General features: G+C 70.8%; 20 protein-coding genes. 9 read left to right on the forward strand and 11 right to left on the reverse strand.

Features of this window, described 5'->3' with window-relative positions:
• Positions 1-9 precede the first annotated feature (9 nt).
• Together ACIBG8_RS05015 and ACIBG8_RS05020 are read left to right on the forward strand one after the other, a co-directional pair.
• Complete coding sequence (locus ACIBG8_RS05015; RefSeq protein ID WP_397341206.1) at positions 10-1164, forward strand: serine hydrolase domain-containing protein; 1155 nt, start codon at positions 10-12, stop codon at positions 1162-1164.
• 116 nt (positions 1165-1280) lie between these two features.
• The gene (locus tag ACIBG8_RS05020) at positions 1281-2738 is read left to right on the forward strand and encodes a multicopper oxidase family protein (protein ID WP_397341207.1); all 1458 of its coding nucleotides are present in this window, start codon (positions 1281-1283) and stop codon (positions 2736-2738) included.
• 43 nt (positions 2739-2781) lie between these two features.
• Here ACIBG8_RS05020 and ACIBG8_RS05025 read toward each other — a convergent pair whose 3' ends face one another.
• Positions 2782-3414, reverse strand: coding sequence for a response regulator (locus ACIBG8_RS05025; protein ID WP_397341208.1), 633 nt, complete (start codon positions 3412-3414; stop codon positions 2782-2784).
• Entirely contained in the window at positions 3411-4514 is a 1104-nt protein-coding gene (locus ACIBG8_RS05030) for a sensor histidine kinase (RefSeq protein ID WP_397341209.1), read from the reverse strand. The genes ACIBG8_RS05025 and ACIBG8_RS05030 overlap by 4 nt, the downstream gene beginning before the upstream one ends.
• 112 nt (positions 4515-4626) lie before the next feature.
• Here ACIBG8_RS05030 and lgt point away from each other — a divergent pair, with 112 nt between their 5' ends.
• On the forward strand, positions 4627-5439 hold the full coding sequence (gene lgt, locus ACIBG8_RS05035; protein WP_397341210.1) for a prolipoprotein diacylglyceryl transferase: 813 nt from the start codon (positions 4627-4629) through the stop codon (positions 5437-5439).
• Here lgt and ACIBG8_RS05040 read toward each other — a convergent pair.
• Together ACIBG8_RS05040 and sulP are read right to left on the reverse strand one after the other, a co-directional pair.
• Positions 5385-6005 (reverse strand): hypothetical protein, encoded by a 621-nt coding sequence (locus ACIBG8_RS05040; protein WP_397341211.1) that lies wholly within the window; start codon positions 6003-6005, stop codon positions 5385-5387. The two genes, lgt and ACIBG8_RS05040, sit on opposite strands and share 55 nt — an antisense overlap.
• Positions 6006-6124: 119 nt before the next feature.
• Complete coding sequence (gene sulP / locus ACIBG8_RS05045) at positions 6125-7786, reverse strand: sulfate permease (protein ID WP_397341213.1); 1662 nt, start codon at positions 7784-7786, stop codon at positions 6125-6127.
• A gap of 84 nt (positions 7787-7870) precedes the next feature.
• On the opposite strand from sulP, the gene ACIBG8_RS05050 reads away from it, so the two are divergent.
• Together ACIBG8_RS05050 and ACIBG8_RS05055 are read left to right on the forward strand one after the other, a co-directional pair.
• Entirely contained in the window at positions 7871-8233 is a 363-nt protein-coding gene (locus tag ACIBG8_RS05050) for a cupin domain-containing protein (RefSeq protein WP_397341214.1), read from the forward strand.
• A gap of 9 nt (positions 8234-8242) precedes the next feature.
• Positions 8243-8845 (forward strand): hypothetical protein, encoded by a 603-nt coding sequence (locus ACIBG8_RS05055; RefSeq protein ID WP_397341215.1) that lies wholly within the window; start codon positions 8243-8245, stop codon positions 8843-8845.
• On the opposite strand, the gene ACIBG8_RS05060 is transcribed toward ACIBG8_RS05055, so the two are convergent.
• From ACIBG8_RS05060 to ACIBG8_RS05070, 3 genes are all read right to left on the reverse strand, one after another.
• The gene (locus tag ACIBG8_RS05060; RefSeq protein WP_397341216.1) at positions 8809-11667 is read right to left on the reverse strand and encodes a BTAD domain-containing putative transcriptional regulator; all 2859 of its coding nucleotides are present in this window, start codon (positions 11665-11667) and stop codon (positions 8809-8811) included. The genes ACIBG8_RS05055 and ACIBG8_RS05060 overlap by 37 nt on opposite strands.
• A gap of 154 nt (positions 11668-11821) precedes the next feature.
• The gene (locus tag ACIBG8_RS05065; protein WP_397341217.1) at positions 11822-12571 is read right to left on the reverse strand and encodes a DUF1345 domain-containing protein; all 750 of its coding nucleotides are present in this window, start codon (positions 12569-12571) and stop codon (positions 11822-11824) included.
• An 11-nt stretch (positions 12572-12582) separates the two neighbouring features.
• Positions 12583-13245, reverse strand: a complete 663-nt coding sequence (locus ACIBG8_RS05070) for a TetR/AcrR family transcriptional regulator (protein ID WP_397341218.1) — start codon at positions 13243-13245, stop codon at positions 12583-12585.
• A 68-nt stretch (positions 13246-13313) separates the two neighbouring features.
• On the opposite strand from ACIBG8_RS05070, the gene ACIBG8_RS05075 reads away from it, so the two are divergent.
• Complete coding sequence (locus tag ACIBG8_RS05075; RefSeq protein WP_397341219.1) at positions 13314-13889, forward strand: maleylpyruvate isomerase family mycothiol-dependent enzyme; 576 nt, start codon at positions 13314-13316, stop codon at positions 13887-13889.
• On the opposite strand, the gene ACIBG8_RS05080 is transcribed toward ACIBG8_RS05075, so the two are convergent.
• Positions 13879-15069 (reverse strand): MFS transporter, encoded by a 1191-nt coding sequence (locus ACIBG8_RS05080; RefSeq protein WP_397341220.1) that lies wholly within the window; start codon positions 15067-15069, stop codon positions 13879-13881. The two genes, ACIBG8_RS05075 and ACIBG8_RS05080, sit on opposite strands and share 11 nt — an antisense overlap.
• A gap of 117 nt (positions 15070-15186) precedes the next feature.
• On the opposite strand from ACIBG8_RS05080, the gene ACIBG8_RS05085 reads away from it, so the two are divergent.
• Positions 15187-16122 (forward strand): LysR family transcriptional regulator, encoded by a 936-nt coding sequence (locus ACIBG8_RS05085; protein ID WP_397341221.1) that lies wholly within the window; start codon positions 15187-15189, stop codon positions 16120-16122.
• 4 nt (positions 16123-16126) lie between these two features.
• Here ACIBG8_RS05085 and rph read toward each other — a convergent pair whose 3' ends face one another.
• On the reverse strand, positions 16127-18658 hold the full coding sequence (gene rph / locus ACIBG8_RS05090) for a rifamycin-inactivating phosphotransferase (RefSeq protein ID WP_397341222.1): 2532 nt from the start codon (positions 18656-18658) through the stop codon (positions 16127-16129).
• A 175-nt stretch (positions 18659-18833) separates the two neighbouring features.
• Between rph and ACIBG8_RS05095 the strand changes: the two genes are divergently transcribed.
• Positions 18834-19781 carry a zinc-binding dehydrogenase gene (locus ACIBG8_RS05095; protein WP_397341223.1) on the forward strand — a complete coding sequence of 316 codons (948 nt, stop codon included), beginning with the start codon at positions 18834-18836 and terminating at the stop codon, positions 19779-19781.
• Between the two features lie 81 nt (positions 19782-19862).
• Positions 19863-20369 carry a hypothetical protein gene (locus tag ACIBG8_RS05100; RefSeq protein WP_397341224.1) on the forward strand — a complete coding sequence of 169 codons (507 nt, stop codon included), beginning with the start codon at positions 19863-19865 and terminating at the stop codon, positions 20367-20369.
• Here the strand turns inward: ACIBG8_RS05100 and ACIBG8_RS05105 are convergent.
• Both ACIBG8_RS05105 and ACIBG8_RS05110 read right to left on the reverse strand, forming a co-directional pair.
• Positions 20314-21045 (reverse strand): class I SAM-dependent methyltransferase, encoded by a 732-nt coding sequence (locus tag ACIBG8_RS05105; protein WP_397341225.1) that lies wholly within the window; start codon positions 21043-21045, stop codon positions 20314-20316. The two genes, ACIBG8_RS05100 and ACIBG8_RS05105, sit on opposite strands and share 56 nt — an antisense overlap.
• Complete coding sequence (locus ACIBG8_RS05110; protein ID WP_397341226.1) at positions 21045-21728, reverse strand: alpha/beta hydrolase; 684 nt, start codon at positions 21726-21728, stop codon at positions 21045-21047. The genes ACIBG8_RS05105 and ACIBG8_RS05110 overlap by 1 nt, the downstream gene beginning before the upstream one ends.
• Positions 21729-21792 lie beyond the last annotated feature (64 nt).

Consider the following 21792-nt stretch of genomic DNA (forward strand, 5'->3'; position numbering starts at 1 on the left):
AGGCACAGAATGAAGCTTCGCCGCATCGCCGTGGCCGGACTGGCCCTCGCCGTCCTCACCGGCGCCGCGCCCGCCGCCCTGGCCGCGACGCCGGCCGCCGTCGTCCGTCAGGAGCTCCCCCCGGTCAACCCGGTCGCGCTGAGCCAGGCCATCGCCGGGCTGCCGGACGCCGCGGCCACCTCGGCGCAGGTCCGGGTGGGCGGGAGCGCCGGTAGCTGGCAGGGCGTCTCGGGCGTGCGCGACCTGCGCACCGGGCGGCCCGTCCCGGCCAGGGCGAAATTCAGGGCCGGGAGCGTCACCAAGGTCTTCACCGCCGCCGTCGTGCTCCAGCTCGCCGCCGAGGGGAAGGTCGGCCTCGACCAGACCGTCCAGCACTACCTGCCCGGCCTGCTGCCCGCCTCCTACGAGCCGGTCACGGTCGGGCAGCTGCTCAACCACACCAGCGGCCTGCCCCCCGCCGCCCTCGCCGACGGGTTCGACGAGATCTACCGGCGGAGCTTCGAGCACTGGTCCCCGGCGCGGATCGTGGCGCTGGCCGTACGGGCTCCGATGGAGTTCCACCCCGGTGAGAGGCAGAACTACCTCAACATCAACTACACGGTCGCGGGGATGCTGATCGAGAAGGTCACCGGGTCGAGCTACGAGCGGCAGGTGGCCGCCAGGATCCTGCGTCCGCTGGGCCTGCGCGACACCTCGCTCCCCACCGACGACCCGTTCCTGCACGGGCCGCACGTGCGGGGTTACCAGGAGGTGGACGGCAAGCTGGTCGACGTGACCGTGTGGGGCCACTCGTTCGAATGGGCGGCGGGCAACCTGGTCTCCACGACGGCCGACCTGGAGCGCTTCACCCTGGCACTGTTCCGCGGCGAGGTGGTCCCGGCGGGGCAGCTGGAGCACATGTTCACCGGGCCGGTGCTGGCCGACGGCAGCCGCGGCCGCTACTCGATGGGCCTGACCAGGCTGGAGCTGCCGGGGGTCGGGGTGATGTGGGGCAAGACCGGCGGGCGGTACGGATATCTGACGGGCATGGGCGGCGTCCGCCACCCAGACGGGGTCGGCGAGCCCGTGCGGACGCTGGTGTACTCCTACACCTCGGTGGACGCCAAGTCACCCGCGGAGAAGCCGGGGGTCATGAAGATCATCCTGGCCGCCTTCGCGGGTTAGCGCGTGTGGCCAGATCGGCCCGCAGGCTGACCGGATCGCGCCTTCTTCTAGGGGCCTCCATGCGGGATTCTTGAGGACTAATTACGGTTTGTCCTAAATGTGCTCCTGGGGGAATCTTGAAGCGTCGACGCTTCCTCGTGCTCGCCGCGGTGTCCGGGCTGGCCGCGGCCTGCGGCGCCGATCCCGTCGAGGGGCCCGCTTTCGCCACCAAGCTGCGGATCCCCCCGCTGCTGGAGCCCAAGGTCGACGCCGACGGGGCCAAGCGGTTCGAGCTGCTCCTCCAGGCCGACGGCAGGTCGCAGTTCCTGCCGGGCAAGACCACCGCCACCTGGGGGATCAACGGCGCCTACCTCGGCCCCACGGTCCGCGCCACGCGCGGTGACCGGATCCGGATGGCCGTAACCAACCGCCTGGCCGAGGCGACGACGCTCCACTGGCACGGGATGCGGCTGCCCGCCAAGATGGACGGCGGGCCGCACCAGATGATCGGGCCCGGCGCCACCTGGACGCCGGAGTGGACGCTCGACCAGCCCGCCGCCACGTCGTGGTTCCACCCGCACCTGCACGAGAAGACCGCGATGCACGTCTACCGCGGGCTGGCGGGCATGTTCATCATCGACGCGCCCGGCGGGCCGAAGCTGCCGCACACCTACGGCGTCGACGACATCCCGCTGATCGTGCAGGACAAGCGGTTCAACAGCGACGGCAGCCTGAACGACGGGCGGGTCGACTCCGGCACGTTCGGCTTCCTCGGCGACCGCATCCTGGTCAACGGGACGCTCGACCCGTCGCTGGAGGTGGGCGCTGAGCTGGTCCGGTTCCGGCTGCTGAACGCCTCCAACGCCCGCGTCTACCGGATCGGCTTCGCCGACAACCGCGCCTTCCACGTGGTGGGCACCGACGGCGGCCCGCTGGAGCGGCCGGTCGAGACCGGCCGGGTGAAGCTGAGCCCGGGGGAGCGGGCGGAGATCGTCGTCCGGTTCGCCGCCGGTGAGCAGGTCGTGATGAACAGCGTGGGGGAGAACCCCCAGGAGGCCAACGCCATCGAGCAGGACGACTTCGACCTGCTACGGATCACCGCGGCCAGGCAGCTCACCGCGTCGCCCGCCCTGCCGGAGCGGCTCGGCGGCGCGGCGGCCGCGCCGCCTCCCGCCGGCGCCCGGACCAGGAGGTTCGTCCTGACCGGCTCCGAGATCAACGACAAGGACATGGACATGACCCGCATCGACGAGGTCGTGCCCGCCGGAGCCCACGAGATCTGGGAGATCGAGAACACCACCTACGCGCACAACTTCCACATCCATGAGGTGGCGTTCCGGATCCTGGACGTGAACGGCGCGCCGCCGCCCGCCTACCAGCGGGGGCCGAAGGACACCGTCTTCGTGCCCAAGCTGGCGAAGGTACGGCTGGCCGTCCAGTTCGGGCACTTCACCGACCCGGTCTCGCCGTACATGTACCACTGCCACATCCTGCGCCACGAGGACAAGGGGATGATGGGCCAGTTCGTCCTCGTGGAACCCGGAACCGAGGAACAGACCCCACGCACCATCATGGCCCCGGGCCACCACCACTAATCGAGGGACGCGGTCAAGGGCAGCTCCCAAGGAGCCACGCCGCCTAGCTGCCGAGGCGGAGGATGCCGCGGGAGGCGGCGAGGGTGACGGCGGCGGTGCGGTCGTCGACGCCGAGCTTGGCGAAGATGTGCAGCAGGTGGGTCTTCACCGTGGCCTCGCTGATGCACAGATGGGCAGCGACCGCCTTGTTGCTCAGCCCCCGCGCGACCTCGCCCAACACCTCGATCTCCCGCACGCTCAGGGCGCCGGGCGCGTCGGCGCGGGCCCACGACATCACCCGGCCCGCGATCGCCGGCGACAGCGCGCTCTCCCCGCGCGCCGCCGCCCGGATCGCGTCGAACAGCTGGTCCCGCCGCGTGTCCTTGAGCAGGTAGCCGGTCGCCCCCGCGTCGATGGCGCGCGAGATGTCCCCGTCGGTGTCGTACGTGGTCAGCACGATCACCTTGGCAGCGGGGTCGTGCTCGCGGATCCTGCGGATCGCCGTCGCCCCGTCCATCTCCGGCATCTGCAGGTCCATCAGCGTGACGTCGGGCCGCAGGTCGAGCGCCAGCCGTACCGCGTCGGCCCCCGAGACCGCCTCGCCGACCACCTCCAGGTCGTCCTGCGTGCCGAGCATCGCCCGGATGCCGTCGCGCACCACCGGATGGTCGTCGGCGATGAGGATCCTGACGCTCACGACGCGCTCGCCACGACCGTGGTGCCCGCCCCGGCGGCGCTCTCCACGAGCAGCGTGCCGCCGACCTGCTCCATCCGCTCCAGCATGATCGACAGGCCGTGCCCCGAGCCGCCCTGCCGGGGGTCGAAACCCTCGCCGTCGTCGTGGACGTCCAGCACGACCAGGTCCTCCATGTACGACAGGGTCAGCGTGACCTGTCCGGCGCGGGCGTGCCGCCGGACGTTGGCCACCGCCTCCTGCGCCACGCGCAGCAGCTCGGTCTGGACCCGCGGGTCCAGCGGCCGGTGCACGCCGGTGACCACGGTGTGCGCGTCGATGCCGGTCTCGTCGGCCAGCCGTTCCGACAGCCGCCGCAGAGCCTCGGGGAGACCGTACGCGTCGAGCTCGCCCGGCCGCAGCGCGTGCACCACCCGGCGGCTCTCGACCAGGTTCTCCCTGGCCGCGCGGAGCGCCTGGGTCAGGTGCTTGTTGTCGGGCACGGTGGCCTGCGCGGCCTCCAGCAACATCACCACGCTGGCGAACCCCTGCGTCAGGCTGTCGTGGATGTCGCGGGCCAGCCGCTGCCGCTCCGCCGCCACCCCCGCCTCCCGCTCGGCCGCCGCCCGCGCCTCCTGCGCCGCCCGGAGCTGGTCGATGAGCCGCTTGCGCTCGTCGCTCTGGCGGGCCATGGAGCCGAAGTAGCCGACCGCGATGACCCCGCTGGCCGCCATCATCGCGGTGGTCGCGATCTCACCCCAGGTCAGCGACCCGGTCGCGTTGAAGCGGTGCCACAACCAGCCCGCAGCGCCGGTCACGACCGCGGCCAGCCCGACCCACACGGCGTCCATGCAGTACGGCACGAGCACGCACAACGCGACGGTCAGGAAGGAGGTGTCGATGGCGAACAAACCCAGCCACAGCAGCCCGCCGCCGAGCACGAACGGCAGCGGCACGTCGCCCGGGGGAGGGGTGCGCACCACGAACCACACCGCGTACCAGGCGGCCAGCCCGGCCACCAGCACCACCGGCAGGACCCCGCCCACCTCCATCAGCGGCCCGGCCGAGGTCAGCACCAGCCACGACGCGAAGAAGGCGTGCTGCCACCGCTCCCTGGACTCCATACCGCCGACCCTAGTCAGCCTCCTGTCGCGCTGGCATCAACCAGTCGACTGATCGCACAATCGGCGCACCGCTCGATGCGGGCTCCGCCGTACCGGAACCAGACTCGACGGCGTGACCGCCATCCCCAGCCCTTCCCAATCCGTCTGGCATCTCGGCCCGCTGCCGATCCGCGCCTACGCCCTCCTGATGCTGCTCGCCGTCCTCGTCGGGGTCTGGGTGACCCGGCGCCGCTGGGTCGCGCGCGGCGGCTCGCCCGGCGCGGTGGCCGACATCGCCACGTGGGCCGTGCCGTTCGGCCTGGTCGGCGCCCGGCTCTACCACGTGGCCACCGCCTGGCAGGACTACTTCGGCCCGGGGCGCAACCCGCTGCACGCCTTCGCGATCTGGGAGGGCGGCATCAGCATCTTCGGCGCCCTCGCGGGCGGCGCGCTGGGGGCATGGCTGGCCTGCCGCCGCTACGGCATCGACCTGCGCGACTTCGCCGACGCGGTCGCGCCGGGGATCGCGTTCGGCCAGGCGATCGCCCGCTGGGGGAACTGGTTCAACCAGGAGCTGTACGGCGGGCCGACCACGCTGCCGTGGGCGCTGGAGATCGATCCGGCGCACCGCCCGCCGGGCCTGGAGTCCACGGCCACCTACCATCCGACCTTCCTCTACGAGTCGCTGTGGAACCTGGGGGTGGCGGGGTTCGTCCTGTGGGCGGAGCGGCGGTTCCGGCTGGACCGCGGCCGGACGTTCGCGCTCTACGCCGCCGCCTACACCACGGGCCGGATGTGGATCGAGTGGTTGCGCATCGACCCCTCCTACTACGTCCTCGGCCTGCGCTTCAACGACCTGATGGCGCTGCTCGTCTTCTCCGCCGCCGTCGTCTACCTGGTGGCGGGGCGCCGGGCGAGGAGCGGGAACGCGCGCCTGAGCGGGTAGCCGAGGAGGGCCAGGACGGTGAAGACCGGCGCGGGGTGGCCGAAGGCGAAGGTGGCCAGCAGGTAGTCGGCGACGGGTACGGCGATCGCGGCGGCGAGCATCCAGCCGGGCACCTCGGGCTTGCCCGCGGTGGTCGTCCAGGGGGTCCTGCCCCAGGGTTTGGCCACCGACAGCCAGGTCTGGAGGGCCAGCGCGCCCGCCATCAGCGCGGTGGCGACCACGAGGCCCGCCGTGGGCGCCTGCAGCCGGGGATTGAGCAGGAAGATCCCGACGTGGAGCTGCGACAGCGTGACGACCAGCTTCACCAGCACCCACCAGTGGCGGGTGTATCCCCACCGGGTCATGCCCGCGAGCATGAGGCCGGTGAACACCGAGGCGTTGGCCAGGTGCAGGAGGATCTGGTCGTCGACCATGGTGGCCATGACGTAGGCGTGGGTGTCGCCGGTGCGCATGCCGTGGCTCAGCAGGACCGTCAGGGTGAGCGCGAGCGCCATCCACCCCACCGAGGTGACCACGTGCAGGCCGACCAGGAGGTTGCGCCAGTGGGTGGTGCTGGAACGTGCCATCTCGTGCTCCCCGAAGCCAGGCGGTCTATATGTAGGAAGGCTACTGGTGCAGGGGTGGGCGGAAAGCGCGCGAAACCACCGCCGAACACCGCATACGGGCGCTCGGAACGGCCAAATCTTTACCTGGATCTGCTCTCGAAGGCCGCGACCGCCGTCGGGAGGGTGGGGTAGAGGTGGCCGGGGCCGATGGAGGCGGTCAGGCCGTAGGCGTCCAGGGAGGTGCGCAGGTCGTGTTTGACCCTGGCCATCGCGAAGACGACGCCGCGGGAGGTCAGCTCGCGGCGCAGCGACTCGACGGCGTCCAGGGCGGTGATGTCGACCTCCACGTTGGCCTCGACGTTCAGGACGAACCACTCGACCGGCGGGCCCTCGTGCTGGTCGAGGGCGGCCAGGGCGCGGCGGCGGAAGTCCTGGGCGTTGGCGAAGAACAGCGGGGAGTCGTAGCGGTAGACGACCAGGCCGGGGATGGTCCGCGCCTGCGGGTAGTCGTCGACGTCGTGCATTCCGGCCACGCCGGGCACCATGCCGAGGATGGCGTCGTGCGGGCGGGCCACGCGGGCGAGCATCTCGGCCACCGAGAGCGCGACGGCGAGCAGCATGCCGTACAGGATGTCGAGGACGAGGACCCCGGCGCAGGCGGCCAGGGCCAGCACGAGCTCGCTGCGGCGGAAGGCCGCGAGCCTGCGGAACTCCTGGACGTCGATCAGGCGGACGGCGGCGTAGACGACGATGGCGCCCAGCGCCGCGGTCGGGAAGTCGGCGAGCAGGGGCCCGGCGAACAGCAGGACGGCCACCACGACGGCGAGCGCGACGAGGGAGTAGAGCTGGGTGCGGCTGCCCGCCGCGTCCCCGAGGGCGGTACGGCTGCCGCTGCTGCTCACCGGGAAGCCGTGCGTCAGGCCGGAGCCGAGGTTGGCCGCGCCGAGGGCGAGCAGCTCCTGGTTGGCGTCGACCTCCTGGTTGTGCTTGGCGGCGAACGAGCGCGCGGTCAGGACGTTGTCGCTGTAGCCGACGATGAGGACGCCGACGGCCGGCAGCAGCAGGTCGGTCATCGAGCCCAGCGGCGGGAGCGAGGGCAGCGGCAGGCCGGACGGGATCTGCCCGACGACCTTGATGCCCAGGGCGTCCAGACCGAAGACCGTGACGGCCGCGGTGGCCAGCAGGACGGCGAGCAGGGGAGCGGGCCAGCGGGGGAGCCGCCACTGCAGCAGGAACAGGAACGCCAGCATCGCGGCCGCGAGCAGGACGGTCGGCAGGTGGGTCCCCGGCAGCCCGCCGCCGAAGGAGCGCAGCTCGGCGAGGAAGGTGTCGCCGTGCACGGTCACCCCGGTCAGCTTGCCGAGCTGCCCGACGATCATGATGAGAGCGACCCCGGCGAGATAGCCGACCAGGATCGGCCGCGACAGCAGGTCGGCGAGGAACCCCAGCCTGAGCAGCCATCCGCCCAGACAGAGCACCCCCACGAGGACGGCCAGCGCCGCCGCGAGCCCGGCGTATCTGCCGGGGTCGCCGGTGGCGAGCGGGGCGATCGCGGTGGCGGTCATGAGCGCCGTCGTGGACTCGGGGCCGATGGAGAGCTGGCGGGAGGAGCCGAGCACGGCGTAGAGGGCGAGGGGTGCGAGGATCGCCCACAGCCCGGCGACCGGCGGCAGTCCCGCCACGGTCGCGTAGGCCATGACCTGCGGCACCAGATACGCGGCCACGGTCAGCCCGGCGAGCAGGTCGCCGCGCAGCCAGGTTCGCTGATATCCGCGCAGGGCGGCGAGGCCGGGAAGCAGCATAACGATCAGTGTGCCATGTCTGCTTTATGTCTTTACGCGTTAAATGTCCGGTGCGAGACTGGGGGAGGATGGAAGGAGGGGGTCATGATCGAGGTCAAGAACGTCGACAAGCCGGACGAACGGCGTGACTTCCCGAAGGGACATCTCGAGGTATGCAACCTCACCGGCCTCAGCTTCGGCGTGGCCACGTTCGAGCCCGGCTGGAAATGGTCGGAATGCGTCAAGCCGATCGCCGGCACCGAGCTGTGCGAGGTCCACCACAACGGGCTCGTGCTGAAGGGCACGCTGCGCGTCAGGATGAGCGACGGCACCGAGGCCGACGTGGGCCCGGGCGACCTGATGGTCGTCCCGCCGGGGCATGACGCGTGGGTGGTCGGCGACGAGCAGGTCGTCGCCTACGACTTCGCCGGCGGCGCGGCGGACTACGCCAAGGCCGCCTCCGGCTAGGGGGCCGCCATGTTCATCCAGGTCATCCAGGGCCACGTCACCGATCCGGACGCCACCCACGAGGCGCTGGAGCGCTGGCACCGCGAGCTCGCGCCAGGCTCGTACGGCTGGCTCGGTACCACCGCCGGCGTGACCGACGACGGCACGCTCGTCGCCATGGCGCGCTTCGCCTCCCGCGAGGCGGCCGCGCACAACTCCGCGAGGCCGGAGCAGACGCGGTGGTGGGAGGAGACGTCGCGGTTGTTCGACGGCGAGGTCGCCTTCCACGACTGCTCCGACGTCGTGCTGTACCGGGGCGGCGGAGCCGACTCCGCGGGGTTCGTCCAGATCATCGAGGGCCGCGTCGCCGACCGGGACCGGATGCGCACGATGCTCCACGACGCCGAGCCGGTGCTGACCGTCCACCGTCCCGATCTGATCGGCAGCGAGTCCGCCGTCGACGAGAGCGGCGGCTACACCGAGGCGGCCTACTTCACCAGCGAGGAGGAGGCCAGGGAGGCGGAACGCCGGGAACCGCCGCCGGAGCTGAGGGAGATGTTCGAGGCGTACATGGGCCTGTTCGAGGGCGAGCTCGCCTACTTCGACCTGCGCCGGCCGTGGATGTACGTTTGATCTACATTGTAAAGGCGGCAGCGCGGGCATAACGCCTCGCCCGCGAGATGGGCGCGGGCATGGTCGGCGGAGGGGAGGTCCAGCCCGCCGTACAGCTCCAGTGCCTCGCGCCAGTGCTGCCGCGCGCCGACGGTGTCGCCCTGACCGGCGAGGAGGTGGGCGATCTCGTCGAGGGCGATGGCCCGCTCGCGGGACTCGCCGGTGTCGGTGGCGATGGTGAGAGCGAGGCGGTGGTGTTCGAGCGCCTCGGCGGGACGGCCCGCCCGCGCGTGCACGATGCCGATCTCGATCAGCGTGACGGCCTGGTCCGGGAGGTGGCCCAGCTCGCGGAGCATGACCAGGGCCCGCTGCAGGTGGTCGAGCGCCGTCTCGTGCCGCCCCAGCCCGCCGTGTGCCACACCGATGACGCCCAGGCTGAGGCTCTCTCCGCTGCGGTCGCCGATCTGCCTGGCGATGGCCGCTGCCTGCTCGGCGTGGGGGAGGGCCTCGGCGTGTCGGCCGAGGCGGCACAGCAGGGCGCCGAGGTTGCTGCGCTGGGTGCCCTCTCCGGGCCGGTGGCCGAGGTCCTGATAGATCGCCAATGCCTGCCGGCAGTGGTCGAGCGCCTGCCCGTGGCGTTCGATCGTGGTGAGCGTCATGGCCAGCCCGCCGTGGGCGGCGGCCTCGCCGAGCCGGTCGGTGAGCTGCTGGTGCAGGCGGAGGGCCTGCTCGTAGGTCTCCAGCGCCTGGGCGTACTGGCCGAGCCGGAAGGCCGTGATGCCCAGCGCGCGCAGGGCGCCTGCCCGGCCGGAGGCGTCGGTGGCGGCGTTCAGGGCGTGGGTGTGCAGCGCCTGCCCGTCGGCGTAGTGGGCGCCACTGTCGAGGAAGCGCCACAGGATGGCTGAGAGAGGTACGGCATGGGCCGGGGCGTGGGCGGCGACGGCCAGCAGGTTCGCGCGTTCCGCCGTGAGCCACCCGGCGGCCCGGCCGGCGTCGGCGAAGTTCCGGCGCGCCTCGAGGACGGGCCGGCGGAACTTCTCGTGTGGGACGAGGACGTCCATGGCCGCCGCCGCTGAGTACAGGTAGTGGTCGTACAGCCGGGTCAGGGCGGCGTCCTCCGGCTCGGCGACGCTGCGTGCGTACGCGCGGAGCAGGTCGTGGAAGGTGTAGCGGTCCGGTGCGCGCTGGGCGAGCAGGTGCGCGTCGAGGAGCGCGTCCAGCAGGGCCGAGGTCCGCGCGACGGGCGCGCCGGCGAGCGCCGCTGCGGCGTGGACGTCGACGTCGGTGCCCGGGTGCAGGCCGAGCAGCCGGAACAGCCGCTGCAGGCCGGGTTCCAGGTCGCGGTAGGAGAGGGCGAACGAGGCGGCGACGTTGCGGTCGTCGATGGAGAGCTCGGCGAGCCTGCCGTGCTCGGCGCGCAGCAGCGTGAGCAGGCGGCCGGCGGTCCACTGCGGGCGGCTGCGCAGGCGGGCGGCGGCGATCCTGATGGCCAGAGGCAGGTTCCCGCAGAGCGCGACGACCTCGGCGGCTGCCTCGTGGCCCGCCCCTGCCACCTGGGTGAACAGGGTGAGCCCCTCCTCGTCGGGCAGCACGTCCAGGGACAGGTGGCGGGCGCCGTCCAGGCTGTGCAGCCTCCTGCGGCTGGTGATCAGCACCAGGCAGCCGGGCGCGCCGGGCAGCAGCGGGCGGACCTGGGCGGCGTCGGCGGCGTTGTCCAGGACGACGAGCGCGGACCGTCCGGCGAGCTGGGCGCGCCACATCCCGGCCCGCTGGTCGGCGTCCTCGGGCAGGTGTTCAGGGGGTACGCCGGCGGCGCGCAGCAGGGTGTTCAGCGCCGCCGCCGGGGTCATGGGTTCGCGGCCGGGGGTGAAGCCGTGCAGGTCGACGAAGAACTGGCCGTCGGGGAAACGCGGGGCCAGCCGGTGGGCCGCGTGGACGGCGAAGGCGGTCTTGCCCACGCCGCCCATCCCGTCGACGGCCACCGTGCGGTTCGCCGTCGAGGTGAGCAGCTGCTCCAGTTCCTCGGTGCGGCCGGTGAAGTCGCCTACGTCGTAGGGGAGGTAGTTCCTGGACGTGGCCGGTGGCCGGAGGGCGGGGTCGGCGTTGAGTATCTGGTGGCGCAGGTGGGTGATCTCGGGGCCCGGGTCGAGGCCGAGCTCGTCGGCGAGCCTGCGGCGCAGCGCGTCGAAGGCGGACAGCGCTTCTGCCTGGCGGCCCGAGCCGTACAGCGCCCGCATCAGCAGGGCTGCCAGCCGTTCCCTGTAGGGGTGTTCCGCGACCGCGGCGGTCAGTTCTGGCACGACGGCGGCGTAGCGGCCCAGGCGGGTCTGGAGGTCGAGGTAGCGCTCGAGGGTGTTGTGGCGGCGCTGGTTCCAGACGGCGGCAGCCGTACCCAGGAGGCGGCCGTCCAGCCCGGCGAGCGCCTCGCCGCGCCACAGGGCCAGCGCCGCGCGGCAGGACGCGGCGGCTGCCGGGAGGTCGCCGCGGTTCTCGGCGCGCTCGGCTTCGTCCAGATGGGCGGAGAAGGTGCCGGCGTCCACGGTCAGCAGGTCGGCGCGCAGCCGGTAGCCGCGCGGCTCGGTGATGACGACCGCGTGCGGCAGGCCCGCCTTGGTCCACACCTGGCGGAGCCGGGAGACGACGTTCTGCACCTGCAGGCGGGCGGTGGCCGGTGGATCGTCGTCCCAGACGACGTCGACCAGGTGGGACAGGGTGAGCGCGCGGCCCGCGTCCAACGCCAGGGCCGCGAGCACCTTCTGCTCCCTGGCGCCCAGCAGAGGCAGGGGGGTGCCGTCGCACCGCGCCTCCAGCGGACCCAGGACGAGGAGCTGTATGTCCGTCACATCTGACCTATCTGAACCGCTGGTGGATGGCGCGCGATCGCCATCGTACGGATGCGGTGATGAAGGCGTGATGAGAGCCCCCGCTAGCTTCTGCTCCGACACCGATCTCTGCTCCGCCCTCACGCGGGGCAGGGCAGAGCAGGGATCCGGGTGTTCAGCTCTGGGTGATCATGCCGAAGGCGAACGCCACGATGGCGGCGTTGTAGAAGAAGCTCATCACGGAGTGGGCGAGGGCGAGCCTGCGCATCTTCCTGGTGGTCAGCTCGACGTCGGAGGTGGCGAACGACACCCCGATGGTGAGGCTGACGTAGATGATGTCGAGCATGTTCGGCTGCTCGACGCCGGGCACGCGGATCCCGGCGCCGTCCATGAGGTAGCGGCTCGCGTAGACCCTGGCGTACCCGACGTGCAGCAGGAACCACGACGTGAGGATCACGCACACGACCATGACGTTGGCCGCGTAGCCGAGGACGGTCACCAGGCCCTTGTCGTCGACCTGGAGGTCGGCCAGGTCGGCTTCGGTGAAGTTGGCGGCCACGAACCTGCGCAGGGTCTCCGAGGTCATCGACTTGCGCAGGACGATCATCACGACGCCGACGGAGGCGGTCACCATCGGCGGGACGATGCTGACGAGCAGCGACGGCTGCGGCTGCAGGCCGTCCCTGGCGGTCCCGCGTCCCAGGAGGAACCAGCCGATGCCGAGATACAGCAGCGACAGCGGGAGCCAGGCGACGAACAGGATGACCTGCACCCCGTCGGCGATGGTGAGGGCCGGTCCCTCCTCCAGGACGGCGTCGACCAAGGGGTTGAACACGACGAAGTCGAGACCGATGAAGGCGATCAGGTACTCGACGACCAGCGCGAGGCGATGGGCGAAGGAGGCGGGCAGCTCGACAGGGTCCACCTGTCCAAGGATCAGTTCCCCGGAGCCCGGCGTGGGGAGGCGCGCTGGTAGCGGGTCAGGAACAGGTCGACGCCCTCGTGGAGGAGGCGGTCGGCGAGCTCGTGGGGGAGGGCCGAGCCGATCGATCCGGCGATGAGGTGCGGGTAGAGGGTGAGGCTGAAGAACTGGACGACGGCCACCTCGACGTCCGCGATCGCGAGCTGGCCGCGCTCGCACAGGTCGCAGAAGAGCTCGCCCAGGGCGGCGGCGGACTGGGCCGGGCCTCGCTGCCAGTAGGCGTCGCCGAGCTGGGGGAAGCGGCGCAGCTCGCCGGTCACGAGGTTGCGCAGCGCCATCCTGGACGGGTCTCCGGCGGCGGTCACCAGGGCGCGGGCGGTGTGCAGCAGTGCCTCGCGGACGTCCTCGATCCCGGCCAGCGAGGCGCGCAGCTCCGCCATCGTGTTGTGCGCCTCGCCCATCGCCTGGCCGACGACCTCGGTGAACAGCTCTTCCTTGCTGCCGAAGTGGTTGTAGACCGTCACCTTGGAGACTCCGGCCTCCGCGGCGATGAGGTCCATGCCGGCGTCGAAGCCGTGGCGGATGAACATCGCGCGTGCCGCGGCGACGATGGCCTGCCGGTTGCGCTCGGCGCGCTTGCCGGTCGGCGCCGGTGATCTGGTGCTGTCTGTGCCCACGTCCATTACCCTACCGCATAACTTTCCTGTACAGTTCAGTTCAGTTGCTCTCTATCGAAGGGTTCGACATGGACGAGATCTGGGCCGTGGTCCACTCCGAGCGCGAGGCGCTGATCCGGGACCTGGAGGCCCTCCCGGCCGAGGGCTGGGCCACGCCGTCCCTGTGTCCGGGCTGGGACGTCCACGACGTGGTGGCCCACCTGGTCAACGACGCCAAGACCACCAAGCTGAGCTTCGTGGCCGGTCTGGTGGCCGCGCGGTTCGACTTCGACCGCTACAACAGGGCGGGGGTCGCCCGTGAGCGCGCCGGCGGGCCCGAGCGGACGCTGGCCTCCTTCCGCGCCGCGAGCGGCAGGACCACGGGGGCTCCTGCGCCGAAGGCGACCCGGCTGGTGGAGGCGTTCGTGCACGGGGAGGACATCCGGCGCCCACTCGGCCTGACCCGCGACTACCCGGTCGCCCCGGTGCTGGACGCGCTGCGGTACCAGCTGGGGAGCGGGGTGGCGTTCGGTGGCGGCAAGGAACGGGCGCAGGGGTTGCGCCTGGTGGCGAGCGACGCGGACTTCGCGGCGGGGGAGGGGCGGGAGGTCCGCGGCACCGCGCTGGAGCTGCTGCTGGCCGTGTCCGGCAGATCTACTTTGTAAAGGCGCTCGCTCTCAGGAAGAACAACGGCGTCGCCAGCAAAAGCACGCCGGCCAGGCCGATGGCCGTGCGCGGGCCGAGCAGCGCGCCCAGCCCGCCCCACGCCGCCGTCAGAAGCGCGGTCGTGGCCTTGGTGGTCACCGACCAGGCGGACAGCGTGCGGGCGACCCGGCCGGTCGCGGTGCGTTCGAGGCGGTAGGTGGCGTGGACGGGGTTGAAGACGCCGCAGCAGAAGATCAGCCCCAGCTCGACCCCGATCACCAGCAGTAACCCTCCCGTGCCCGGCCCGATGAACGCCAGGCCGACGGGCCACACCGCGCGCAGCGCCCCGCTGGCGACCAGTACCCGGTGCTGTCCGAAGCGGGTGACGAGCGGCCTGGCCAGCCGCGAGCCGATCAGCCCGCCGATCGAGGGGGCGGCGAAGGCCAGACCGTACTGCCAGGGGGAGAACCCGAGCGGGCCGAGCATCAGTACGGCCAGCAGGGGCTGCGCGGCCATCACCAGGCCGTTGAACAGCGAGGTGTTGAGCAGGAGGCGGCGCAGCGCGGCGTCGGCGAGGATGTGGCGCCAGCCGTCGAGCAGGTCCCCGGCGCGCAGGCGGGCGACCTCGCGCCGCTGGGGCGCCGGTTCGTGCCCGCCCATCGCGCCGAGGCCCAGCGCCGAGAGCAGGTAGCTGACCGCGTCGGCCACCACCGTCGCGACCGGTCCGAGGAGCCCGATGGCGGCGCCGCCCAGCGGGGGTCCGATGATGGTGGTCGTCCAGGTCGTGGACTCGAACCGGGCGTTGGCGAGGAGGAGGTCCTCGGCGGGCAGCATGGTCTTGAGGTAGGCGCCCGAGGCGGCGCGGAAGGTGATGTCGGCCGCCGCGACGATGACCGAGACGAGCAGGAGTTGCAGGTAGGTGAGCGCGTCGAGGGCGAAGGCGAGGGGGATCGTCAGCAGCGCGGCGAAACGCACCAGGTCCATGGCGATGAGGACGGGTCGTTTGCGGCGGAACTCCACCCACGGTCCGAGGGGTACGGCGACGGCCGCGCCGACGACGGCTCCGACGCAGGCGAGCGTGGCGACCTCGGCGGGTCCTGCGCGCAGCACCTGGATGGCGATGAGCGGGAACGCGCCGAAGGCGAGCCAGGTGCCGAGCGCGCTGGTCCCGTACGCTCCCCAGAGCCATCCGAACCTCATGAAGCTCCCTCACGTGTACAACCGGCAGGCGATCGGTCGTATCAAAGCGTGGGCTCTAGCCTGGTATCAAACAACTTCCTGGCGCTGACCCACAACCGGGGGTTGTATGGTGTCGGCATGGACGTCGAGAGTGTGCGGACTTTCGTCGCCGTGGTGGACGCGAAGCAGTTCCAGGAGGCCGCCGCGGAGCTGGCGGTCACCCAGCAGGCTGTCTCCAAGCGCGTCGCCGCGCTGGAGCGCGCGCTCGGGGTCCGGCTGTTCACCCGGACGGCGCGTGGTGCTGAGCTGACCATCGACGGGCAAGCGTTCCTGCCGCACGCGCGGGAGTTGTTGCGTGCGGCCGAGCGGGCGGTGGCGTCGGTGCGGGCCGGTAGCCGTCCGCTGCGGGTCGACGTGATCGCCTCGCGCAGCGCGCAGTCGGGGTTGATGCGTGGCTTCCATCGGGTGCATCCCGAGGTCGAGCTGGATGTGGTGATGGTGTTCGACGGTGAGGCGGCCGTCGCGGCGTTGCGGTCCGGTGCGATCGACGCGACGTTCCGCGCTGTCGCGGTGCCTGGCAGGCCGCTGCCGGACGACATCGTCTCGGTGCGGGTGCTGGACGAGGCGCACGAGCTGCTGACCGGGCCCGCGCACGTGCTGGCTGGGGCCCGGTCGGTGACGCTCGCGCAGCTCGCCGGGCATCGGATCTGGATGCCGGGGGTGGTGCCCGGCACGGAGTGGGCTGTCTATTACGACGATCTGGTCGCCGAGTTCGGGCTGAGCATCGAGGCGACGGGGCCGAACTTCGGTTCGGACGCGTTGCTGGACACCGTGGCGGACACTCCGGCGCTGGCGACGTTGCTGGGGGCGGGGACGCGGCTGGTCTGGCCCGCCGGTCACGGGTTGCGGCGGATCCCGGTGGTGGGACCGACGCCGGTTTATCCGCATTCGTTGTTGTGGCATCGGGACAACCCCCACCCGGCGCTGGTCACGCTCCGTGCTCATCTGGCGGCCGCGGGGGCCGTTCATGATGCGCCGGGGACGTGGCGGCCGGGGTGGGTGTTGCCGCGCTGATGGGTCAGGGCAGGATTTCGACGTATCCGTCGGTGCCGTGGACGCGGATGCGCTGCCCGTCGGTGATCAGTTTGGTGGCGTCGACGACGCTGACGACGGCGGGCAGGCCGTACTCGCGGGCGATCACCGCGCCGTGTGTCATGAGGCCGCCGACCTCGGTGACCAGGCCGGCGATGGCGACGAAGAGGGGTGTCCAGCTCGGGTCGGTGTGTGCGGTGACGAGGATGTCGCCCGGTTCGAGGTCGGCGTCGGCCATGTCGAGGATGACGCGGGCGCGTCCTTCGACGGTTCCGGCGGAGACGGGCAGGCCGGCGAGGGCGCCGTCCGGGACGTCGTCGCGGCGGTAGGCGCCGGAGAGAGCCTCGCCGTCGGAGGTGAGGACGCGGGGTGGGGTGAGCGCCTGGTAGGTGCGGAAGGTGTCCTTGCGCTGCTGGATGAGGTCGTGGTCCACGTGGCCGGTGCGGACGGCTTCGCGCAGTTCCTGGAACGTGAGGTAGTGGACGTCGTCCCTGTCGGGGAGTTTCAGGCGCTCGGCCTCCTTGAGCAGGGCCTGCTTGTAGATGAAGTAGCGGGTGACGATGGTGTACTTCGGGTATTCGCGGTAGCCGATGAAGGTCCTGACGCGGTCGATCATGCGTCTGGTCTCGTCGGCCTTGCTCTGCCCGTCGGGCAGGGTCAGCAGGCGGTCGAGCACCTCCTGGGCCTTCCTCTGCGCCTGCTGTCGTCCTTGCTCGAAGCGTTGTTCCGCTGCGCCGGGTGCGAAGTTCCTGACATGGTCGAGGATCACGGGCACGAGGGCGGTGGGGCGTTCGCGCCAGCGTGGCCTGGTGATGTCGATCTCGCCGACGCAGCGCATGCCGTACAGGTCGAGGTAGGTGTCGATGGCCTGGCGGGCTTCCGTGCCGCCGGGGAGCTCGGGCAGTTCGTCGAGGAAGCCGTCGTCGTCGGCGTTCTGCAGGTAGGCCACGACCTCCGGGTGGGGGCGGATGGTGTCGGCGACGTCGAGGAGCGCCAGGCCCATCTCGGAGGTGATGTTGCCGGGGGCGGACAGGGTGAGGGCGTCGGCGGCGTTCTTCTCGCCGAGCCATTCCTGCAGCCGGTCGTTGAGCCACCAGGTGGCCTCCATCCCGGCCATGATCACCTGCATGCTCTGCGGGTCGCTGACGACGCGTTTGTGTTCCTGGAAGGCCTCCATCAGGAAGTCGAACAGCTCTGGGCCGGTCTTGGTCCTGATGTCGTCGCGGAGGGCGGCGATGGAGGCCTGGCTGCGCTCGACCAGCTCGGTGACGATGGCCGGGTCGGTTGCGATCGGGGTGGTGGCGGGTCTGGTCACGTTGCTCGCGGGGGAGGCGGGGACGAAGTCGCGGACGGTCTCGAGCGCGTCCCTGGTGAGCGGGTCGGACCTGCCGATCATGTCGAGGAAGCCGGGGGAGCCGAGCTGCTGGGTGGCGTCGACGAACAGCCGTCCGCCCGCTTGGTGCATGGGCGCCATGGCGGTGAGTTGCCACATGGACAGGCCGAGGGGCTTCATGGCGTCGGTCATCATCTGCTGGTGGCCGACGGAGAGGTAGACGTGGTTGTCCTGGTCGGCGGCGGCGGGGATGGGGAACAGGGTGGTGATGGGGCGGCTCTGCACGATGTGGACGTCGTCGCCGGTCAGGCACCATTCGATGTCCTGCGGGCGGCCGAAGTGGGCTTCGATCCGCCTGCCCAGTTGGGCGAGCCGTACGGCTTGCGCGTGTGTCAGCGCCGGTTGTTCCTGCTGTCCTGGGTCGATCGCCGCTTCCACGGTTCCGCCGGTCGGCAGGGCGTGCACGGCGAGTCGTTTGGCGGCGATCGTCTCGGCGACGACCTGGTCGTCGCGGACCTTGAAGACGTCGGGGTTCACCAGGCCCGAGACGAGGGCTTCGCCGAGGCCGAACCCGGCGTCGATGGTGGTGACCTTGCGGTTGCCGGTGACGGGGTCGGCGGTGAACAGGATGCCCGAGGTGTCGGGGAAGACCATCTGCTGCACGACCACGGCCATGTGGACGGCCTGGTGGTCGATGCCGTTGCGCAGGCGGTAGGTCACGGCTCGCTCGGTGAAGAGCGAGGCCCAGCATCGGCTGATGTGCTGGAGGATCGCGGCCGGTCCGGTGATGTTGAGGTAGGTGTCCTGCTGCCCGGCGAAGGACGCCGTGGGCAGGTCCTCGGCGGTGGCGCTGGAGCGTACGGCGTAGGCGGTGTGTTCGTCGACGGCGTTGGTGATCTCCGTCGCCAGGTCTTCGGGGATGGTGATCTGCTCGATGGTGTGGCGGATCTCGGCGCTGAGGGTGCGGATCGCCTCGCGGTCGTCCGGGTCGAGGTGTGACAGCCGTTCGAGTGAGGGTGCTTCTGCCATGATCCGCTGGAAGGCGGCGGTCGTCACGCAGAATCCGGCCGGTACTTGGATGCCGTCGATCCGCGACAGTTCGCCCAGGTGGGCGGCCTTGCCGCCGGCCGTCGCGACCTGCGTGTCGTCAATCTCGCGAAGATCCAGCACGTATTGCTCGGTCATCGTGGTCCCCCGTCCGTGTGTGTCCGGCCGATGATTCTGCGGCACGACCCCGGTCTTGCGGCAAGCCCCCCTGGCCGCTATACGTTAGAAGGGGAGGGGGATGGGATCTCCTCGACTTCGTGTTGATCGCCACATGACTTCCATGCGCGCAGTGCGCCTCTCCGCTCCTGGCCCCGTGGAAAACCTGCAGCTGACCACGCTGCCGCTGCCGCCCGAGCGGGAGGGCTGGGTCCGTATTCGTGTCGAGGCGTTCGGCCTCAACCGCTCGGAGCTGAAGCTCCGGCTGGGGGTGAGCGAGGGCGTCACCTTTCCCCGGGTGCCGGGCATCGAGGCTGCGGGCACGGTCGACGCGGCCCCTGCGGGCAGCGGGCTGAGCCGCGGGCAGAAGGTCGTGGCGATGATGGGGGACATGGGGCGCACCTACGACGGCGGTTACGCCGAGTACACGTCGGTGCCGTTGTCGCAGGTCATCCCGGTCGAGACCGATCTGGCGTGGGAGGTGCTCGGGGCGTTGCCCGAGATGGTGCAGACCGCGTACGGCTCGCTCACCACGGGCCTGGACCTGCGGTCCGGTCAGACCGTTCTGATCCGGGGTGGCACGTCGTCGGTGGGTTTGGCGGCGGCGGCGCTGGCGACGTGGCGTGGCGCGACGGTGCTGTCGACCACGCGGCAGGCCGACCGGCTCGCGTTCCTCAAGGAGCGCGGTGTCGACCATCCGCTGCTCGACACCGGTGAGGTGGCGCCGGCCGTACGGGAGCTCTATCCGGACGGGGTGGACGCCGCGCTGGATCTGGTGGGGACGCCGACGTTGCCGGACACGTTGCGTGCGGTGCGGGTGCACGGCACGGCGTGTTTCGGCGGCAGCCTGTCCAACCAGTGGACGGTGCGGGACTTCTCGCCGAACGAGTACCTGCCCAGGGGAGTACGGCTGGCGGGGTACTTCGGCGACGTGGAGGACCTGCCTCGGGAGGTGTTCCAGGAGATCCTGGACGCGGTCGCGGCGGGACGGCTGTCCTTTCCCGTGGACCGCGTCTATGACGGGCTGGAGCAGGTACGGCAGGCCCATGACGACATGGAGCACAACCGCGCGACCGGCAAGCTCGTGGTTCGCGTCCGCTATTAATCTACATTGTAAAGGCGCTCCCCGGTGATCAAGATCACTTCCTCGAAGGACTGAAGACCTTCCTCTGCAAAAATGGGCCGCGTGAATGAGGAAGAGGAAGTGCTGGCCGCGCAGGAAGAGGCGGCTGTGGTCGCCGCCGCGATGGCTGAGGCGGCGGCGGAGGTGGCGGACCCGGCGAACCAGCAGGAGTGGATCAGGCAGTCGAGCCTGATCTACAGCGGGTTGATGGCCGTGGGGCTGGTGATGGTCCAGCCGTTCCTCACGGTCGACTCGTTGGATGTGTCGGCGTACGTGTGCGTGATCGGCTTCGCGGTCTCGACGCCGTTGCTCGCCGCGCTCCTGCTGGTGAACCGCCAGGAGGAGTTCCGGCGGCGTACCACCCCTTCGCGCATCGTGCAGATCACCAAGGGGATCGCGCAGGGGAGCGCGTTCGTCGGGGTGGTGGCGGCGTTCTGGCACATCACGTGGATCGCGGGGGTGGTGCTGCTGGTGGGGGCCGTCTTGGGCATCGCGGCGCAGTCGGCCGGTTATGTCAGGTTGGACTATGACGCGAACTTCCGTCGCCGTAAGGAGCCCGGCGGGCCGTGATGAGCCAGGCGCGCGAGTCGAAGGAGACGCCGGTGTCGGTGTGGTGGGCTTCGAGGGTGGCGCGTAGGTGTGTGTGGTTGGTGGCGAAGGACTGCAGGTGGAGTGCGTTGTCGAAGGCGGTGTCCGGGTCGGGGCCGTAGTAGACGGGTTCGTGGACGTCGGTGAAGGTGACGTGGGTGAAGCCGGCGGAGGTCAGGATGCCTTCCGTGGTGGTGGGGTCGGCGAGGGAGAAGGGGCCTGGGCCGTTCTGGTGGAGTGCGGTGGCCCATTCGTTGCGGTCGTGGCTCTGCCAGACGAGCATGACCAGGCGCGCGGCGGGGCGCAGGGCGTGGCCGATGTTGGTGAAGGCGGCGGTGGGGTCGGTGAAGAACATGGTGCCGAACCTGCTGATGCACAGGTCGAAGTGGGCGGGTGGGAAGGGGTGGGTCTGGGCGTCGGCGCGTTGGTAGGTGGTGTTGGTCAGGCCCTGGTCGTGGGTGAGTTTGCGGGCTTGTTCGAGCATGGGTGCGGACAGGTCGATGCCGAGGGCGCTTCCGTGTGTGGCGGCTCGGGCGGCTTGGCGGGTGGTCTGGCCTGTGCCGCAGCCGATGTCGAGGACGCGGTCGTGGGGGTTGATGTGGGTGGCTGCGCGGAGGTGTTCGTTGTGGAGCCGTAGTTCGGCGTCGTAGTCGAACATCACTGGTGGGCGTAGCCGGTGAGCATGTCGGCTACTTCTTTGGGGTGGCTGAGGGCGACGCAGTGGCTGCCGGTGATCTCGTCGGGGACGATGCCGAGGCGTTCTGGTACGAGGCGGCGGAAGAAGTCGGGTGGGAAGAAGCGGTCTTCGGTGCAGAGGACGAATCTGGTGGGGATGTTGGGCCAGGCGTCGAGGGGCCAGGGTGTGGCGCCTGCGGTGCTGGAGGGGTGTGCGCGTTCTTTGCTGAGTGCTTCTTCTGCGAGTTTTCTGGGGACGTCGTGGTAGAAGCTGATGAAGGGGTCGGGGTTGCCGGTGAGGCCGCCGTCGAGTTTGGCTGCCTCTTCGACGGCGGTTTGGCAGCCGGTGTTGGTCCACCAGTCGTCGGGGGATTCGCCTGGGGTGGGGATCATGCCGGCCAGGAGGACGAGCATGTCGGCGGACAGGCGTTGGGCGACGAGTGGGGCGGTGAAGGCGCCGAAGGAGTGGCCGACGACGATGAGGTTCTGCCGGTGGCCGACGGTTTGGACGACGGCGTCGGCGTAGTCGTCGAGGGTGTGGGTTTCGTCGTTGCCTGGGAGGTCGGGGGCCAGGACGTCGTGTCCGCGGGCGCGGAGTTCCGCTTCGACGAGGTGCCAGGACCATCCGACGTCGCCGCCGCCGTGGATCAGTACGAAGGTGCTCATGTGGTCCACGTTAGGGAGTCTGACCTCATCGTGGAAAACGATTGTTTCCGATCAACTCGATCGC

Source organism: Nonomuraea sp. NPDC050556 (genome assembly GCF_044457355.1).
Taxonomy (GTDB): domain Bacteria; phylum Actinomycetota; class Actinomycetes; order Streptosporangiales; family Streptosporangiaceae; genus Nonomuraea.

Excerpts from the sequence above, each read along its gene's own strand:
- ACIBG8_RS05105 (WP_397341225.1), bottom strand. The coding sequence starts at position 21,045 with ATGTTCGACTACGACGCCGAACTACGGCTCCACAACGAACACCTCCGC.
- ACIBG8_RS05055 (WP_397341215.1), top strand. The coding sequence starts at position 8,243 with ATGTTCATCCAGGTCATCCAGGGCCACGTCACCGATCCGGACGCCACC.
- sulP (WP_397341213.1), bottom strand. The coding sequence starts at position 7,786 with ATGCTGCTTCCCGGCCTCGCCGCCCTGCGCGGATATCAGCGAACCTGG.
- ACIBG8_RS05050 (WP_397341214.1), top strand. The coding sequence starts at position 7,871 with ATGATCGAGGTCAAGAACGTCGACAAGCCGGACGAACGGCGTGACTTC.
- ACIBG8_RS05080 (WP_397341220.1), bottom strand. The coding sequence starts at position 15,069 with ATGAGGTTCGGATGGCTCTGGGGAGCGTACGGGACCAGCGCGCTCGGC.
- ACIBG8_RS05110 (WP_397341226.1), bottom strand. The coding sequence starts at position 21,728 with ATGAGCACCTTCGTACTGATCCACGGCGGCGGCGACGTCGGATGGTCC.
- ACIBG8_RS05015 (WP_397341206.1), top strand. The coding sequence starts at position 10 with ATGAAGCTTCGCCGCATCGCCGTGGCCGGACTGGCCCTCGCCGTCCTC.
- ACIBG8_RS05075 (WP_397341219.1), top strand. The coding sequence starts at position 13,314 with ATGGACGAGATCTGGGCCGTGGTCCACTCCGAGCGCGAGGCGCTGATC.
- ACIBG8_RS05085 (WP_397341221.1), top strand. The coding sequence starts at position 15,187 with ATGGACGTCGAGAGTGTGCGGACTTTCGTCGCCGTGGTGGACGCGAAG.
- rph (WP_397341222.1), bottom strand. The coding sequence starts at position 18,658 with ATGACCGAGCAATACGTGCTGGATCTTCGCGAGATTGACGACACGCAG.
- ACIBG8_RS05030 (WP_397341209.1), bottom strand. The coding sequence starts at position 4,514 with ATGGAGTCCAGGGAGCGGTGGCAGCACGCCTTCTTCGCGTCGTGGCTG.
- ACIBG8_RS05040 (WP_397341211.1), bottom strand. The coding sequence starts at position 6,005 with ATGGCACGTTCCAGCACCACCCACTGGCGCAACCTCCTGGTCGGCCTG.